Genomic DNA, 17,236 nt, shown 5'->3' with positions numbered 1-17,236 from the left:
GCTATGCACCGAAGCCCAGGTGCCCGGTGTCGCAAAATTCGCCCGTGAAGGGGCATGCGTTTCCAGCAGGTCCCCTAGGGTATTTACAAAACCAATGCACCACATAGGAGGAACAACATGACCAGAGCAATCGTGCTGCACCGTGCCGGAGGCGCGCCTTTTTCCACGTCCTTCCACAAGGCAGCCTTTGGCGAAAATGACCCGTTCGCGCAGCAGCGCGAAATCGCGTGGAGCGGTGCCGATTCGATGGTCGTTGGCCGTATCGACTTTGTGGGCGAGCTGGATGTACAGAGCTTTCCTCACATTGAAACGATTGTTGTCGTAGAGGGGGAGCTGACGCTTGAGGTGGCTGGTGGTACCTCGCTGGTACTCGGTCCGCAAGGCGGGGCAGTCATCGGCGCAGGTACGGCGCTGCGCGTCAAGGCGCAGTCGCCTGCGCAGTTCGTATTCTGTGCGGCCGCCAGCAAGGGGCCAGCGCTGCCCGGTCTTTTTCCGCTTCGCGTCGATGCGGATTTCAAGCCGTCTTCGTCGCTACCAGCGGAGGTACTGCTTGGTTCCGCGCCGCAATGCCGCAGCGACAATGTCTTCACCGATGAGGGTATGGAGTACCGTGCGGGTACGTGGGATTCGACGCCGTACCATCGGATCATTCGTCCACATCGTCAGAACGAGTTCATGCAACTTCTTGCCGGTGGTGTGCGGTTTGCCTCGCCTGACGGCAGCGTTCTGTCGCTGAGCGCTGGCGACGCGCTGTTCGTGCCGCAAGGTGCAGCGATCGGGTGGGAAAGCAGCGATCGCGTGGCCAAGTTCTACGTGACACAGAACGTCCAGGCCTTAATCGAGCGAGCATAATCATGTCCCCTCCGCTGTGCTTCATAGAGTCTTCCCCTACGCTGCCGACAGCCGCAGATGTGGTCGTGATCGGCGGGGGCATCATCGGCGTCTTTGCTGCCTACTACATGGCCAAGCGAGGAGTCTCAGTCGCCTTGGTCGAAAAGGGACGCATCGGCGCCGAGCAGTCGAGTCGCAACTGGGGCTGGTGCCGGCAACAAAACCGCGATGCTCGCGAGTTGCCTCTGGCAAGCAAGAGTCTTGATCTGTGGGAACAGTTCTCCATCGAGTCTGGCGAAGACGCCGGGTTTCATCGCTGCGGGCTCCTGTATCTCAGCAACGATGACGACGAGTTGGCACGTTGGGCGAGTTGGGGTGAGTTTGCAAAGACCGCAGGCGTGACAACATACATGCTCGACGGCCGGCAGGCTGCTGAAAGGGGCGAGCGACCGGCAAGTCCTGGAAAGGCGGGGTCTTCTCGCCTACCGACGGAACAGCCGACCCGGGGAAGGCTGCGCCCGCTGTGGCAACGGCACTCATGAAGCTCGGCGGCAGCGTCAATCAGCAGTGTGCGGCCCGTGGCATCGAACTGCAGGGCGGGCACGTTAGCGGGGTGGTTACGGAAGCGGGGGTCATCAAGACCAAAACCGTTGTGCTTGCAGGTGGCGCCTGGGCGTCGGCGTTCTGCCGGCAACTCGGTGTCCGTTTCCCTCAGGCATCGATTCGCCAGTCCATCCTGAGCGTATCTCCTGTGGACGATCCCTTACCGGACGCGCTGTTTACAGCGGGGATATCCGTTACACGCAGGAACGATGGCCGCTATGCCCTCGCCATCAGCGGCCGCGCGCGCGTGGACGTGACGCCGCAGTTTTTGCGGTTTGCACCCCAGTTCGTGCCGATGTTTGCCAAGCGGTGGCGGAGCCTTCTGCCCGGTGGGCTGGAAGGCGTCCGCGGCGGGCACGAGACGCTGAAGCGATGGCGGCTTGATGCGCCGACACCCATGGAGCAGGTGCGGATTCTTGATCCGAAGCCCGATCCGGCCACGATCCGGGAAACGCACCGGCGCGCTGTCAAGCTGCTACCCCAGCTTCGCGATGCGAAGGTCACTCATGCCTGGGCCGGTTTCGTCGATAGCACGCCCGATGGTGTTCCAGGCATTGGTGAAGTCCCCGGTATCCCGGGGTTGATTTTGGCAGCCGGATTCTCCGGTCACGGTTTTGGCATCGGTCCTGGCGCGGGTCACTTGGTTGCCGATCTTGCCACCGGTGCGAATCCGATCGTCGACCCGCGGCCGTATCAGCCCTCCAGATTCGGCAAATCCGCTTGGGGAAAGGTCGCCGATTTCTAAGCGATGCTTGCGCATTGAGCGCAGGCGTCATTCCGCAATAAAGGTACCCAGCGGTGAGCTTTCTCCTCACCGTTGACGCCTCCAATTAGCGGCAGGATGTGCGGCTGGGTCTCGCGACTCGTCGTTCCTTCGCCGATGAGAGGCAAGTTCACGATTGATTGTTGAGGAACCCATGAGCGATTTTCGCAGTGACACCGTCACCCTGCCCACTCCTGCTATGAAGCAGGCAATGATGGAAGCGCCGCTCGGTGACGACGTAGTAGGGGAGGATCCGACTGTCAACCTCCTACAGGAAACTGCTGCTGCGATGCTTGGCTTCGAAGCGGCACTGTTCGCGCCCAGCGGCACGCAAACTAACCTGATCGCGATGATGACGCATTGCCAACGCGGCGACGAAGCCATCGTAGGCCAGCAGTGGCATACCAATCGCTGGGAAGCCGGCGGTATGGCGGTGCTCGGCTCCATTCAGCCGCAGCCACTGGAGCACCAGCCCGACGGCACCATCGCCCTGCACGACATCGAAGCCGCCATCAAGCCTGACGACCCGCATTTCGCTCGCACGCGCCTCGTCGTGGTTGAAAACACGTTTGGCGGCAGAGTACTGCCCATGCAGTACATGCACGACGTCGCTGCCTTGACGAAGCGTCACGGATTGCGCTCGCACATCGATGGGGCACGTCTCTGCAACGCCGCGGTGGCGCTCGCCGATGGCGGCGATCCGCTGCAGCGTGCGCGTGAACTCTGCGAAGGTTTCGACTCGGTATCGCTGTGCCTCTCAAAGGGACTCGGTGCGCCGGTGGGATCGCTGCTGCTGGGCTCGCACGATTTCGTCCGCCAGGCGACGCGCGTTCGCAAGATGCTGGGCGGCTCCATGCGTCAGGCCGGATTGCTCGCCGCAGCTGGCTTGCACGCGCTGCAGCACCACGTGCATCGCTTGGCCGACGACCATGCCAATGCGGCCATGCTGTCGCGCGGGCTGGCCCAAGCTGCAGAGGGCAATGCTCGATTGCGCGGCCGCTTCAGGGCGCATCCGGCGCAAACCAATATCCTGTTCACCGACATCGATCCGACTATCGCTGACGACTTTTTTGCTCATCTTGAAGCAAGCGACATCAAGGTGAAAAGCGGTGTCTATCGTGGTGAAGAAGGCGCCATGCGCCGCATCCGCTGGGTCACACACCTCGATGTGAGCAGCGCAGATGTCGAGCGCGCTATCAAGGCGACTGCATCGTTCTGATTGCGTCGCCAACATGGTTCCATCGGAAATAAACCGATGGAGCCAGGCATCTTCTCAAGTGGAGCAGAGCACCGCATCCGCTTGCCTGCGAATACAGGAAGCGCCGCCCTCTCGGCCTTTGTGCGAGAGGGCGGCGCAACGATCATGCCGATGCGTGGCTGTCAGAAGCGCGTGCGCATCCCCACTCCTACACCTGTCCGGTTGTTTGCCCCGCCAAACGTTCCCAGAGGACTGTTCGGGTCGGCGATGGACGCAGCGCTCAGCCGGCTGCAGTCCGCCTCAACATACACATCCGTGCGTTTGGACAAGCTGTACATCGCCACCAGGTAACCCGTCTGCACGATGCCCGAATTGCCCTGCGCCACGCCCTCAACGTTGTCACGCATGTACGTGGCGATGAACCGCATCGCAGGTGTTGCCTGATACGTCACGCCCACCGCACCGAGCCGATCGTGGCGACGCGACGTTTGCGTGTTGGCACCCAAGACGGTATTGGCATTGCTGCCAATGCTGGTGTTGGCAAGCGGCGTTGAGGTTCCGCCCGCACCGATGGCAAAGCCGGCATCACGGCGCGAGTCGATGTAGTAACCGTGCAGCGTGATGTTGCCGAACGTATACTTCGCACCGGCCGTCCAGAGCACCAGGTCATTGCCGTTCGCGTCACGAGACTGTTGGCCAGCGCCACCGATCTTCAGACCGCCAACGTCGTACGTTGCCGCCAACTGCATCGTCCGGCCGCGACTCGCGTTGCCCGCTTGCTCCCCAAGCGAGTATTGCCCGTTCACCTTGAAGCCACCCCACTGGTTCGAGTAGTCCAGCGTGTTGTCATAACGCAGACCGGTCAGTCCGCTCTCCCAGCTATCTTCCGAATAGTTGCCAACGCCGATCGGGTCCACATCGCTGACGAACGAGTAGGTCGCGCCGTATTGCCGCCCGAGCTTGAGGGTGCCCACGGTGCTGTTGGAAAGACCAACCCAGGCCTGTCGGCCAAACAACTGACCTTGTTGACCGCTCTTGCCCGTATCGCTGGCGAAGCCGCTTTCGAGCGTGAAAATGGCCTTGTTTCCGGAGCCGAGGTCTTCGGCGCCGCGCAGGCCCCATCGCGGTCCATTGAAGGCGCCGTCGCTCAGCGCGATCTGGCTCCTTGGCCCGTTCGCGCTAGGCTGGTTGGTCGTGTAACGAATGGAAGTGTCGATGACCCCATAAAGCGTGACGGAGCTCTGCGCCAGGCTGCTCCCGGCGGCGCAAAGCAGCGTCGATGCAATTGCACACTGCGTGATTCTCATTTTGTGGCCCTTAATAGTTGTGGAATACAACTGGAAAGCGTGGCCCCTTTTTGTGGAGGCTCTGATTTCAGGGTGCGTGCTGGCCGGGATGTCGCCCGGGCATGGAGACACACAACCTCGAGGAGAACGAAATGCAGGGTCGCGGCTGATTGAAATCAGCCGAAAGCTGATGTGCTGCTTGCCTACCGGCAACGTCCGCCGGCAATGGCTTCAGCCACCGGCGGATGGGCGAGGGCGTTTAGCGTAGGGACGTGACGTTGCGTGATGAGTGCCCCGTATCTGCCGGGCAACCGATGGTCGATGCTTGACCGACACATCGGCATCACGCAGTCACACCTTCGATATTGAAGATCGTATTGATCTGGGCTGACAGACGGCGATCGACAAACGCTTCCTGAAACAGGGCGCTGCCCACAGTGAAACCCCACGTGTTTGCTTGGATCATGGCCTTCACGCGGGCTTCGCGGTCGATACTGCCTGCGGCAATGACCGGTACGCCGACCGCCTGAACAACACGCTTGGTCAGTTCGGCCGGATCGCCTTCACCAGCAAAGCGATATGCGAGCAGGTCCAGGCCGTGTACGCCGGGCATTGATGCAATGCGGCGAGCGTCCTCGACGATCTCGTCCATCGTGCCGTGGAGCACGGTGGGATGGCCAACCGTGTGGCCGGCGAACGGAAAGTACTGAATTGCCGACCCGCGCAGCAGCGACAGCCCGTCTTCGACGTGCCGCCCACCCAGCAGGTAGTCCACGCCGATCTCGAGTGCGGCAGTAATCGATTCCAGCTCCGCCTCGCGGCTGGTTGCGACGACTTCCAGCATGACTTTGCGGCCATCCGCGCGGATTCGCTGCGCGAGTTCCTTCAGCGCAGTGATGGGCAAGCCGACGTCCTTGAAGCCAACGTAGTGTAGGGGGCTGTCGCGCAGGTTGTCGTACGTGGCAATCGCGTCGCTGACGGTTGCGTCGTTTTCGGTCAGCATCAGGATGAAGTGGGACACATCAGGCTCCGGTAGAAAGTGTGGCCCGCTTGCGGGCGAACGAACTGGTGAGCGGTGCGCAAGGCAAGTTGCAGGCTGGCCGGGTCGGCAATGCCCTTTCCTGCTATATCGAAAGCTGTGCCATGGTCTGGGCTCGTGCGCACGAAGGGCAGACCGACAGTGATGTTCACGCCGTCCTCGACACCTGCAAGCTTGACGGGAATCAGACCCTGGTCGTGATACTGCGCAACCACGATGTCGAAGCGCCCACGGCTGGCGTTCATGAATACGGTGTCGCCGGGCCACGGCCCGCTGGCATCAATGCCTTCGGCTTGTGCGAGCCGGATCGCGGGGGCGATGATGTCGAGGTCTTCGCGGCCGAACAGGCCGCCTTCGCCCGCATGCGGATTCAATCCGGCGACCGCCACGCGTGGGCGTTCGATACCGAGATCGCGCATGGCTCGGTGTGCGAGACGGATGATGCGCAGTTCACTCTCGACCGACAGTTTTGCGATGGCGTCCAGCATTGAGCAGTGGACCGTCACGAGGATCGTGCGCAGCGTCGGATTGACGAGCATCATTGCGTAATCGCGGGTGCCCGACAGGTCCGCCAGCATTTCGGTGTGTCCGGGATACGGCACGTGTGCCGCCCCAAGTGCTTCCTTGTGAATTGGGGCCGTACAGATGCCTGCGATGTCGCCCCGGACTGCCAGCTCGATGGCCATACGGATAGCATCGAATGCGGCCTGTCCTGCAGCGGCACTGACCTCGCCAACGGCAAGGTTCTCTGGCAGCGCGGCTGAGCCAGGCACCTGCAAGACTTCCAGCACGCCGGGCTCTGGTGCGACCTCTGCTACCGAATTGACCTCGCGTATGGTGAGTTGGACGTCAAGTGCGGCGGCCTGTCGGCGTAACACACCTGCATCGCCGATCACGAATGAGGGCTGCTCAACGCAGAGCGCCGCATTGGCAAACGTCTTGACGATGATTTCCGGCCCGATGCCGGCCGCATCGCCCATCGTGACGGCGATCAGTTTCTGCTTCATGACTTTGTCCCGGCCAGTAAGTGGATGCAGGTCAGCAGGGCTTCGTCGTCTCCGAAGCCCCTGCCTTTGTGATCATGGGGAATGTGCGGTGAGCGGTTTGGACCAGGGCTAGGGGCACCCCAGGCATGACCTCGCGGCACACGTGCAACGATACGGCCGGCAACGCATCGATAATGCGGCGCGCGGTTTCGCCGCCGGTTACGACGAGCCCGTCGCATTGACCGCTGGTAATGCCATCCGCTACTTGCTGTACCAGCTCACGCAATGCAGCCTGTGGCGGAGTGCCGATAGGCAGACGGGCTTCGCTGGTTGTAAGCACGTGGACTTTGCACGCTGTTCGCGCGACGGCGAGTTGCCTGCGTGACCGCGGATTCATGCTTCCGACGACGAGCCACGGATGGCGTGCCGACGGCACATCTGACGCTCCTGCGGAGCTGCCGCTGTTGCGGCGATCGGCCGGTGTCCATCGCGAGTTGGGGAGGACGCGGGCAAGCCCGCGCAGCAAGCCTGTTGAACCGGCGAGGAGCACATCAGGTGCTCCCGCGAATCGAGCAACGATCGCATCCAGTTCCGCTTCAGTACGCGCATCCACGACCACAGCGTCATGCACGTCCAGCAGCGCCCGAGCATGCGCTGCGTCACGCGCGATCTGCACGTTGACGCCGTGCTCCCGGAACAGCGCAGGAATGCTGGACTCGCGTACCGGCAGGGTGGGATCACGCCCGAATGCGGTTTCGTGGACGGGCACACCGTCCACCAGCACCCGTCCTGCTTCGAGCGTGCGTCCAGCGGAGGGGAAGGCGGGCGCGAGCAGCAGCTTGCGCCTGCCGGAAGCGGCAAGTGCATTCACGCAGTCATGTGCCACCCGGCCCCGCAGCGTCGAGTCGAATTGCAGCGTCAGCACCTCGGCATCGCGCCATGCCGTTGCTGCGCGCGTGATGCTGTCGTGGTCGCTCGAAAGAGGTGATTCGCGCGAATCGGTGTCAAGACTGACGACCTCCGCACTATCGCAGCCGTCCGGTCGGACGAGGACTGCGGTGTTCCAGCCCCGCTCGGCAAAGCAAGCTGTTCCGTCCAGCGCGCTGGTGAAGTCGTCGGTAATGATGCGGATGCGCATGGCGATCCCGTGTTATCTTTGGTTCATCAATTCTGACGATTTACACAGAATTTTTAAGAACCAAAACCGGAACAATTTGGCGCGTTTATGGTTGCAAATCGCTCGTCGAGACAGCCGCTGCCTGCGCTGGTCGCCCTCGAACTGGATCGGGTTTCCGGTGGGCCTGTTTCCCGCCAGATTGCACGGCAACTGCGCGAAAAGATCGCCAGCCATGTGGTGCCGGCCGGCACCCGGCTACCCCCGAGCCGCGACCTCGCGACCCAGTTGACGGTGGCCCGCAACTGCGTTGTCGATGCATACGACGAACTAATCGCCGAGGGCATCCTGGAGGGGCGCGGACGTCACGGCACCTTCGTTGCGACAAGCGTGTCTTCTCTCCCTGCCACGGCGGTACAGCCGGCTTCGACTCCCCTACTGCTGGCACGAATAGGCGAGGTCCTGCGGGGGAGCCTGAAGGGCCGGAGGGTTCCGGACATGACTGGCGGCCTGGACAGGCCAACGCGCGGACCCTGCCGCTTGAGGTATGGCGCAACGCCTGCCGTGAAGCCGGGCGCCATTTGCCGCCCCAGAGTTATGGCGATCCGCGCGGAGAACCGGGGCTCAGACGCGCGATCGCGGAATGGCTGGGCGAACACCGGTCCGTCAGCGTTGGGGCGGAACAGATTATCGTGACGCATGGCACAGGTCATGCCCTGCAGCTTGCGGCGCAGGCACTTCTCAAGCCGGGTGACCTGTGCGCGACTGAGGATCCGGGTTACGCCGGTTCGACTTCGGCCTTCCTTCGCTGCGGTGCATCGCTGCGCTACGTGCCAGTGGATGCTGAAGGCGTTCTGGTTGAGAGGATTGCGGGAGATGGCGCCGTGCCTGTCCTTGCCCACGTAACACCGGCGCATCAGTACCCGATGGGAGGGCGGCTGTCGGGGCCGAGGCGCAGAGCGCTCGTCGAACTTGCGCGCGCGCACCGGATGCTCATCCTGGAGAACGAATACGACTGCGAGTTCCATTACGCAGGAACAAACCATCCACCGATTTTCAGCCATGCGCCGGAAAGCACACTGTTGCTGAACACATTCGCCAAGGCGGTCAGCCCCTCGCTACGGCTGGGCTTCATCGTCGCGCCTCCCGCTGCCGCAGCAGCGCTGGCTGGGCTTGTCGAACGGGAGCGTGCACATGTGTCGTGGCCGGTGCAGAAGGTCGTTGAAACCCTGCTGGTGTCTGGAGAGCTAGATCGACACCTGCGCAGGGTGCGGCGGCACTATGGGGACATGCGGAATGCCATACGCGAGCGGCTGGCGCCCTACGCCGACGTGGTGACATTGGCTGGCGACGAGGGCGGGCTGCACGTGGTCATCTCGGGCCGAAACCCTGCGTGGGATCAGGACTTGCGAGCCGCATTGCGCTCCCATGGTGTCGTCTTCAATGATGTTCGGGATTTCACCGCGCGTAGGTCAGACCCCGGCGGCTTTCTGCTTGGATACGGGCATATGGATAGCCAGGCACTGACGCAGTCGCTGGACGTGCTCGAGGCGTGCATCCAGGGAATTGCACCCCTCAGACGTCGGCCGCGATGAGCACACCCGGCTCTTCATTCGAGATTGCCCTGGCACAGGTACTTGATCGACAGGTAATCATCGAGGCCGTACTTCGACCCTTCACGCCCGTAGCCGGACTCTTTCACACCGCCGAAGGGTGCCGCTTCGCTCGAAAGCACACCTTCGTTGATGCCGACCAGCCCCGCTTCCAGCAGACGAGCAATACGCTCTATACGGCGGAGATCCTGGCTGTAGAAATAGGTTGCCAGCCCGAACGGTGTGTCGTTGGCGGCGTGGATTGCCTGCGCTTCGTCATCGAAGCGGAACAGCGGAACCACCGGGCCGAAGGTTTCCTCGCAGCTCAACCGCATATTGGGCGTGGCGTCTGCTAGCACGGTGGGCGCGTAGTAGTTCTTGCCAAGCTCTGGTAACCGCTTGCCACCAGTGAGTACCCGGGCGCCGTGGTCTATTGCGTCCTTGACATGACTTTCGATCTTCTCGACGGCGCGCGCATTGATCATGGGCCCGATGAGTGCATTCGGATCAGTTGCTGGCGCAACCTTCAGCGCGGCAACGCGCGTTGCGAGGAGGTCGGCAAACTTCTCGTAGACCGGCGCTTGTACATAGACGCGATTGGGCGATACGCATGTCTGACCGCCGTTGCGGAACTTGGCCGCCATGAGCCCCGTCACCGCAGCTTCGAGGTCGGCATCCTCGAACACGATAAAAGGTGCATTGCCTCCCAGCTCGAGCGACAGCTTTTTTAACGTGCCAGCTGACTCCTGCGCGAGATATTTGCCCACCGGCGTCGAGCCGGTGAACGTGATCTTGCGTACGCGGCCGTCGTCCAACCACGCTTTGACCGAGCCGACTGCGTTGTCGCGCGACGCGCTGATGAGATTCAACACACCAGCAGGAACGCCGGCTTCGTGCGCCAGGAGCACCAACGCCAGCGCAGTGAGGGGAGTGTCTTCCGCGGGCTTGCCGACCACGGTGCAGCCGGCCGCGAGTGCCGGCGCGATCTTGCGCGCGATCATCGCGAGCGGAAAGTTCCACGGCGTGATTGCCGCGACAATCCCCACCGGCTCCTTGATGGCTGTCATGCGTTTGCCGCGCTGCTGCTGGGGGATGACGTCGCCGTAGATGCGCGTGGCCTCATCAGCGAACCAAGCGACGTAGGATGCACCGTACATGACCTCACCGCGACCTTCTGCGAGCGGTTTACCCTGCTCTAGCGAGATGAGCCGAGCCAGCGAATCAGTGTGCTCGAGGATGAGGGCGTACCAGCGACGCAAAACAGTGGCACGGTCCTTCGGCAAGGTATCTCGCCAGCCAGGGAAGGCGCGCGCGGCGGCGTCAGTTGCGGCGCGGGCATCATCGGGGCCGCTGTCCGCGACTTCTGTGATGACCTTGCCCGTTGCGGGATCGGTCACGGGAAAGCGCTTGCCGCTCGCTGCAGGAACCCACTGGCCGTCGATGAAATTATCGGCACGAATCAGATCGCGCAGTGAATATGATTTTGTCATGGGATCAACGTTGGTTTCGTGTCAAAAAAGGAGATGAACAGCGGTGAAGACACAACACACGGAAGAAATGCTCCGGATCGTGTGCGTGGAGTAGTGTCGATTCGCGGGGGAAATGCAGATCCATTAGGCGCGAAAGCCAGAATCGCAAGGCTGCCGCTCGGAGCACGGCAGGCAAGTGGCGATGCTCCTGTGGAGTCAACGGCCGAACCACTTCGTAAGCCTTGACGAAGGCGTTGGCCGCCGCCGGCAGCAGTGCTCCAGATGGATGATCGATGCACCAGTCGTTTAGACACACTGCTACGTCGAAGATGAATGTGTCGGTTCCAGCAAAGTAGAAATCAAAGAAACCCGACAGCGTCTGTGCGCCAGCTTTGTCGTTCGACTTAGATCCATCGGCGAACAACACGTTGTCGCGAAACAAGTCGCCGTGGACTGGGCCACGAGGCAAGTTCTGGTACAGGTGATCGTTGGCCAGGGTCTGCTGGAACCGCAACTCGTCAAGGAGCGTTTCGCGTTTGCTGCCGTCGAGAAACGGCAGGATCTGATCTGCGGCGTGAAACCACCAACCGTAGCCGCGCGTTGGGAACTGCTCCAGCCCAAAATCCCGACCAGCCAAGTGCATGCGTGCAAGCATTGCTCCGACTTGCGCGCAATGGTGCGGCGTCGGTGCCGGGCAATGCTGTCCCTCCAGCCTCGTCACAAGGCAAGCCGGTTTCCCGTTCAGTCTGAAGACAATCTGCCCGTTGCGATCGGTTTTGGGCTCCGGAACGGGTATTCCCTTTCCAGCTAGGTGGAGCATTAGCTTCAGGTAGAACGACAGTTCATCTTCGCGCAGCCGCTCGAAGAGGGTCAGCACGAATTCGCCAGCGGTGGTGGTAACGAAATAGTTGGTGTTTTCGATTCCGCTTGGTATGCCGCGCAGTGAGGTCAGCTTTCCCGGTGTCAGCGACGCGATGAAGCCGGCCGCTTGGTCCTCGGAGACAGGCGTAAACACAGCCATGATGAGTCTCCCTGCACGCTCAGGAATTGCAGTGCTGGGCGATGTATGCCATCACCTTGTCAGCGGAGGGCTCGATCACCCGGCAGCGCCGCGGGCGCTGCTCCAGGTCAGCCACCGAAGCAGGGCGCGGGGCATCCTGCCCCGTCGCTTGGCGCACGATCTCGTCAAACTTGAGCGGCAGCGCAGTCTCCAGCACGATGGTGCGAGTGCCGGGGCGCAGGTGCTCGCGCGCGACCTTGACGCCATCCGCGGTGTGCGGGTCGATCATCATGCGATGGCGTTCCCATGTATCGGAAATTATCTGCAACCGGTCTGCGTGAGTGCTCTTGCCTGAGACAAAGCCATAGCTGGCGATCTGGGCAAACGCGTGTTCCTCAAGCGTGAACCGGCCGTACCGTGGAAGCTCCGTACCAAACATCTGCGCCACGCGCTGCGCATCGCGGCCAAGCAGGTCGAAGACAAAACGCTCGAAGTTCGATGCCTTCGAGATATCCATCGACGGGCTGGAGGTAATCATGGTCTCGCGGCTGGTGCGCACACGGTACCGACCCGTCTTGAAGAACTCATTGAGAACATCGTTCTCATTGGTTGCCAGTACCAGGTTCTCGATCGGCAGCCCCATCATGCGGGCGACATGGCCGGCGCAGATGTTGCCGAAGTTGCCCGACGGAACGCAGAACGAGACGCGCTCGCTATTGTCAGTCGTCGCTTGGAAGTAGCCAGCGAAGTAATAAACCACCTGGGCCAGCAAACGTGCCCAGTTGATGGAGTTGACCGTGCCGATGCTGTATTGCCGCTTGAAACCCAGGTCAGCGGAGACAGCCTTGACGATGTCCTGACACGTGTCAAAGCTGCCTTCAACGGCAAGGTTGTGGATGTTTTCGTCCTGCAGGCTGAACATCTGTGCCTGCTGGAATGGACTCATGCGGCCATGCGGGCTCAACATGAAGACCTGGACATTCCGCTTGCCTCGCATGGCGTATTCTGCCGCACTGCCGGTATCGCCCGATGTGGCGCCAAGGATATTGAGCTGTAATCCCCTGCGCTCCAACTCCACTTCGAACAGATTGCCCAGGAGCTGCATGGCCATGTCCTTGAAGGCGAATGTGGGGCCATTGGACAGGTTGAGCAAACTGATCGAATCGTCGAGCTTTCTCAGTAGGGTAATCTGCGTCGATCCGAAGATTTCCGGCGTGTAGGTGTTCGCAATGATGGTGCGAAGCGCATCGGCAGGAATGTCGTCGATATACAGCGAGAGAATCTCGAACGCGAGCTCGGCGTACGATAGGCCGCGCCAGCGACGTAACGTAGCGTCATCGATCTTGGGATAGGCCGTGGGCACATACAGACCGCCGTCGGGCGCGAGTCCTTCCAGCAAAATCTCTGAGAACCGACGGTCGACACTGCCGCCCCGGGTCGAGACATATCTCATAAAAACACTCCTGCTCATGACTTTGAATGAGGTGGTACCCGTTCACAGCGGAACACCGTAGTCCATCGGTTGCGCCGCGCGACGCGTCCGCTTTGCGGACCTCGACCTTGGGCAGTGCAGCGGACGCGAGGTGCGAGCTTCCGCTCAGACCACGCGCAGCAACATTGCTGTCACATCATTTCCGGGACTTTGACGGTGGTGCCGTCACTGAAACGGCCCAAGCGATACGGTGATATGTCCATCATGGGCTGTGCGCCCGTCACCATGTCTGCGACAAGCTCGCCGGCCGCCGGGCCCAACGCAAAGCCGTGGCCGCTGAATCCAGTCGCGACGTAGAACCCGGGAACTTGGGCGACATCAGAGATGATGGGAATGAGGTCCGGCGTCGTGTCGATTGCGCCGGCCCACGCGTGCACCACCTGCAGATCGGCCAACTGCGGAATCGCTCGTTTGACGTTCTCGAGGGCAACTTTGACGAAGTCGAGATCGGGGCGCGGGTCGAGCACACGGCACCGTTCGAATGGCGACACCTGATCGAATTGCCAGCTTGCCCCGGCCTCTGGACCTTCAAACCAGGGCGTTGAGAATCGGTACTTGAGTTTCTTTCCGATATCGTTTCGATAATTGCGGTAGTACCTCAAGGCGTGCTTCACACCAAGCGGGGCAAGGTCGATGCGCCCGAAACCAGGAACTGCCAACGTGTATGCACCGTCCAGGCGGCGGCGAAGCGCGAACCCGGGGCCGCTGAAGCAGCCGTTGATGGCGGCAGGAGCGACGGACGTACGCATCACGGTGCCTACGACATTGACCGCCGGGAGGTCAATGCCGTGACGGTTGCAAAAACGTGAACTCCACGCGCCGCCGGCGCAGACCACTGTGCTCGCTTTGATCAGGCCGCGCTCAGTCCACACACCACTCACGCGTCCAGCGCTGAACTCGAGGCCACGTACAGCGCAATTCTGGTAGAGCAGGGCGCCACGGCGCTTCGCGCCCTCCGCCAAGGCAGGTGCTGCGCGCGAAGGCTCAGCGCACCCATCGTCAGGAGACCAGACGCCCCCAGCATATTGTGGACCCCCAGCAGGGACACGACTGTTCACCTCCGCCGAAGTGAGCACGTGGCTGATGAACCCGATGTCGCGAGCACGCTTGCACCACGCCTCCCACCGGGCGATGCTCTTCGCGTCATTGGAGGCATACAGAATGCCGTCACGGCGAAAGCCCAGGTCGATCTGGAGTTCATCGCGCAATTCGCTCCAACGTCGAACGCTGCGCATGGCAAGCGGCAGTTCGAAGATGTCGCGGTTCTGCTGGCGGACCCAGCCCCATTGCGCCCGGACTGCTCCGCGCCAACAATGCCTTTGTCGAGCAGAGCCACAGATACACCGCGCCGTGCTAATTCATAGGCCGCGGATGTCCCGATGATTCCCGCCCCAATCACGACAACATCCGCTTCACCCACAAATCCCGGCGTGTCGATACCTCTTCAACTCTGAGCATTTCAAACTTCCATTGTTGGCTCGGAAAACAACCAAGACAGACTTAATAACCGCGGGACGTATCAACGACGCCCACCAATGCTTCTTTGGCGAAATGCCTTCGAAGGCTGGTCGCCACGAAGTCCGCACTGCCTTCGGCATCCGTAACGCTCGCGACGTGGGGCGTCAGAATGATTTTCGGGTGCGACCAAAACGGGTGATTAGCGGGCAGCGGTTCGGTAGACGTGACGTCCAGGATGGCGCAACGCAGCTTGTTCGATGCCAGGGCTCCAAGGAGATCTTTCTCAACTAGATGGCCTCCGCGGCCAACGTTGATCAAGCAGGAGTCGTTGGGCAGTGCGTCGAATGTCCTCGTATTGAGGATGCCGCGAGTATCTTCAGTTAGTGGGAGGAGGCAAACGAGGATGTCGGTCTGAGAGAGAAACCGCGCTAGTTCATCAGACCCGGTAAATGTTGTGACGCCTTCAATCTGCTTCGAAGAGCGGCTCCATCCGTGAAGCGTGAAGCCGAAGGGCTTCAGACTCTCGAGCAGTCCTGTTCCCAAGACGCCAAGGCCCATGACTCCAACCCTCCGATCCTTCGCCGCAACGGTGGGCAACTGCTTCCAAGCGCCAGCACGCTGAAGATCGAGGTAAGCAGGCAAATTCCGGTGTGCCGCCAATACAGCCAGCGTAGCGTATTCGTTCATCCCGGCCGCCAGACCTGGTTCGGTCATGCGCAATAGCTTCACACCTGGCGGAAGAAGGTTAAGGTCGATCTGATCTACACCTGCGCCGACGGAGAACACCAATTCAAGGTTTGGGAAAGCTTCACCCAGATCCGGCGGCGGAACCCAGCAGGCGATGTATTTGATTTCCGACGGATCGCCTACGTCTGGCCAAACACGGAAATCAAGGCTCGGGAACTCGCTCCGCAGGCGCTTGCGCCAAACTCGCCCCGGCGAGTGTCAGACTTAAACAGGAATGCCATTGACGGACGCTCGCGTATTACGATGCGGGTTTCGCTCGACCTCGCCGCGCAGTAGGCGTTGGCGGATGATCCAAGTGAGGTTCCCAGCATCGAGTTCATTTTGGTCGTTCATGATTCTTTCTGGCGTATGCATCCCACAATCATGAATGGCTTCTTTAGCGTTCCGGTTTGCTACGCCCAGTGCTCGGAACGCCTTACCAGCCGTAGAAGCGTGGCCAGGTCTGTACGGTGCCGTCAGCGTCGACAGCTTGATAGGCGGGATGCTGCGCTCCTGTTGCACACGCATGGTTAGGCAGGATTCGCAGACGCGTTCCGATAGGAAGCCGTTGCTCGATCTCGTGGTCCGGTACGCCTGACCGTGAAATGATGCCGTGCTCCTGGTTCGCTGCACTCATCACGTACCCGTCCAGAACCTCGCCGCTCTCGCGGCAGACGATGCCGTAGCCGAAATCGTGTTTTTGGTTCTGTGTGCCGCGGTCGCGGCTCATTGCCATCCAGCCCGCGTCGACAATGGCCCAGCCTTTCTCTCTGGTGTCCGATCACGGTTGTCAGTACGCTCAACGCGATCTCCGAGATGTCATTGATGCCCACGTTGTGCATGACGAGATCGAACATGACGTAGACGCCCGCGCGAACTTCCGTGACGCCTTCCAGATGCTCGGCGGTCAGCGCAGTCGGCGTTGACCCGATGCTTACGGTCTCACACGGAAGCCCAGCGGAGCGCAGGCGTTCGGCCGCACGTACGCAGCCAGAGCGCTCCTGTTCGGCCACACGGACCAATGCATCGTGTGTGTCGTAGTCGTAGCTGGAGCCTGCATGCGCGAGCACGCCGCCCAGATGCATGCCGCCGTCAGCCAGCGTTCTTCCAACATCCAGCAGCACGTTGTCGTCAGGCGCGATGCCCGAGCGATGCCCGTCTACGTCGATCTCGATCCAAACCTCGAATCGTTCCTGGTGTTCGTTGCCAAAGGCAACGATGGCTTCGGCGCAGGCGATGCTGTCGGCGACGATCTTGAGGTCGCAGCCTTGTTGCCTGAGCGCCAATGCTTGCGGCAGCTTGGCCGGAGCCATGCCGACCGCATAGACGATGTCACGGGTTCCGCTTGCGAAGAACTGCTCGGCTTCCTTCAGCGTAGAGACCGTGATACCGCGAGCGCCTGCGGCAACCTGCGCCTTCACCACTTGTTCGCATTTCGTTGTCTTGACGTGCGGCCGAAACGTGACGCCAAGCGCGTTCATGCGGCGCTGCATCCGATCAATGTTGCGGTTCATGCGGGCGACATCGATTAATGCGGCCGGCGTGTTCAACGACTCCAAATTCATCTGCGGCTCCTTGCGGCACTTTGCGCGACCGGCCTTTTGTACCGTTCTTGCGCTTGAGGAAGCGCCACTATAGGAGTGAGCCGCGAACTTGTGCTTAATGGCCGATAAATTGAT

Annotated in this window: 11 protein-coding genes and 4 pseudogenes; 5 read left to right on the top strand and 10 right to left on the bottom strand. The window is 61.2% G+C overall.

The features are described 5' to 3' along the window. The first annotated feature begins 117 nt into the window (after positions 1-117). The 3 genes and pseudogenes from OWR21_RS00340 to ltaE all read left to right on the top strand — a co-directional run bounded on the left by OWR21_RS00340 (position 118) and on the right by ltaE (position 3,416). Positions 118-852: a cupin domain-containing protein gene (locus OWR21_RS00340; RefSeq protein WP_027678543.1), complete on the top strand. Its 735-nt coding sequence runs from the start codon at positions 118-120 to the stop codon at positions 850-852. Between the two features lie 2 nt (positions 853-854). Further along, a pseudogene (locus OWR21_RS00335) lies at positions 855-2,179 on the top strand (NAD(P)/FAD-dependent oxidoreductase). Positions 2,180-2,351: 172 nt separating this feature from the next. Beyond that, positions 2,352-3,416 carry a low-specificity L-threonine aldolase gene (ltaE, locus tag OWR21_RS00330; RefSeq protein WP_027678541.1) on the top strand — a complete coding sequence of 355 codons (1,065 nt, stop codon included), beginning with the start codon at positions 2,352-2,354 and terminating at the stop codon, positions 3,414-3,416. Between the two features lie 161 nt (positions 3,417-3,577). Here ltaE and OWR21_RS00325 read toward each other — a convergent pair whose 3' ends face one another. From OWR21_RS00325 to OWR21_RS00310, 4 genes are all read right to left on the bottom strand, one after another. Beyond that, complete coding sequence (locus tag OWR21_RS00325; RefSeq protein ID WP_332394314.1) at positions 3,578-4,894, bottom strand: porin; 1,317 nt, start codon at positions 4,892-4,894, stop codon at positions 3,578-3,580. Between the two features lie 130 nt (positions 4,895-5,024). Continuing rightward, positions 5,025-5,702, bottom strand: coding sequence for a 4-hydroxythreonine-4-phosphate dehydrogenase (locus tag OWR21_RS00320; protein WP_027678539.1), 678 nt, complete (start codon positions 5,700-5,702; stop codon positions 5,025-5,027). Beyond that, positions 5,684-6,700, bottom strand: coding sequence for a 4-hydroxythreonine-4-phosphate dehydrogenase PdxA (gene pdxA, locus OWR21_RS00315; RefSeq protein ID WP_332394313.1), 1,017 nt, complete (start codon positions 6,698-6,700; stop codon positions 5,684-5,686). The genes OWR21_RS00320 and pdxA overlap by 19 nt, the downstream gene beginning before the upstream one ends. A gap of 58 nt (positions 6,701-6,758) precedes the next feature. Continuing rightward, positions 6,759-7,844 carry a four-carbon acid sugar kinase family protein gene (locus tag OWR21_RS00310; RefSeq protein WP_332394312.1) on the bottom strand — a complete coding sequence of 362 codons (1,086 nt, stop codon included), beginning with the start codon at positions 7,842-7,844 and terminating at the stop codon, positions 6,759-6,761. Positions 7,845-7,931: 87 nt separating this feature from the next. Between OWR21_RS00310 and OWR21_RS12520 the strand changes: the two are divergent. Beyond that, positions 7,932-8,189, top strand: a pseudogene (locus OWR21_RS12520) (GntR family transcriptional regulator); the annotation flags it as partial. Continuing rightward, on the top strand, positions 8,126-9,415 hold the full coding sequence (locus OWR21_RS00305) for an aminotransferase-like domain-containing protein (RefSeq protein WP_442968584.1): 1,290 nt from the start codon (positions 8,126-8,128) through the stop codon (positions 9,413-9,415). The pseudogene OWR21_RS12520 and the gene OWR21_RS00305, both read left to right, overlap by 64 nt. 14 nt (positions 9,416-9,429) lie before the next feature. On the opposite strand, the gene OWR21_RS00300 is transcribed toward OWR21_RS00305, so the two are convergent. The 6 genes and pseudogenes from OWR21_RS00300 to OWR21_RS00275 form a co-directional block, all read right to left on the bottom strand. Next, entirely contained in the window at positions 9,430-10,902 is a 1,473-nt protein-coding gene (locus OWR21_RS00300) for an NAD-dependent succinate-semialdehyde dehydrogenase (RefSeq protein ID WP_027678536.1), read from the bottom strand. A gap of 4 nt (positions 10,903-10,906) precedes the next feature. After that, positions 10,907-11,902 (bottom strand): homoserine kinase, encoded by a 996-nt coding sequence (locus OWR21_RS00295; RefSeq protein WP_027678535.1) that lies wholly within the window; start codon positions 11,900-11,902, stop codon positions 10,907-10,909. Between the two features lie 19 nt (positions 11,903-11,921). Beyond that, on the bottom strand, positions 11,922-13,334 hold the full coding sequence (gene thrC, locus OWR21_RS00290; RefSeq protein ID WP_027678534.1) for a threonine synthase: 1,413 nt from the start codon (positions 13,332-13,334) through the stop codon (positions 11,922-11,924). A gap of 170 nt (positions 13,335-13,504) precedes the next feature. Then, positions 13,505-14,772, bottom strand: a pseudogene (locus OWR21_RS00285) (NAD(P)/FAD-dependent oxidoreductase). Positions 14,773-14,873: 101 nt separating this feature from the next. After that, positions 14,874-15,617 (bottom strand): 2-hydroxyacid dehydrogenase, encoded by a 744-nt coding sequence (locus OWR21_RS00280; protein ID WP_332394348.1) that lies wholly within the window; start codon positions 15,615-15,617, stop codon positions 14,874-14,876. Positions 15,618-15,993: 376 nt separating this feature from the next. Then, positions 15,994-17,122, bottom strand: a pseudogene (locus tag OWR21_RS00275) (DSD1 family PLP-dependent enzyme). Positions 17,123-17,236: the final 114 nt, after the last annotated feature.

The sequence above is a fragment of the Ralstonia sp. 1B3 genome (assembly GCF_036631435.1).
The sequence above is the reverse complement of the archived record's forward strand: the minus strand, read 5'-3'. Positions and strand labels throughout refer to the sequence as shown.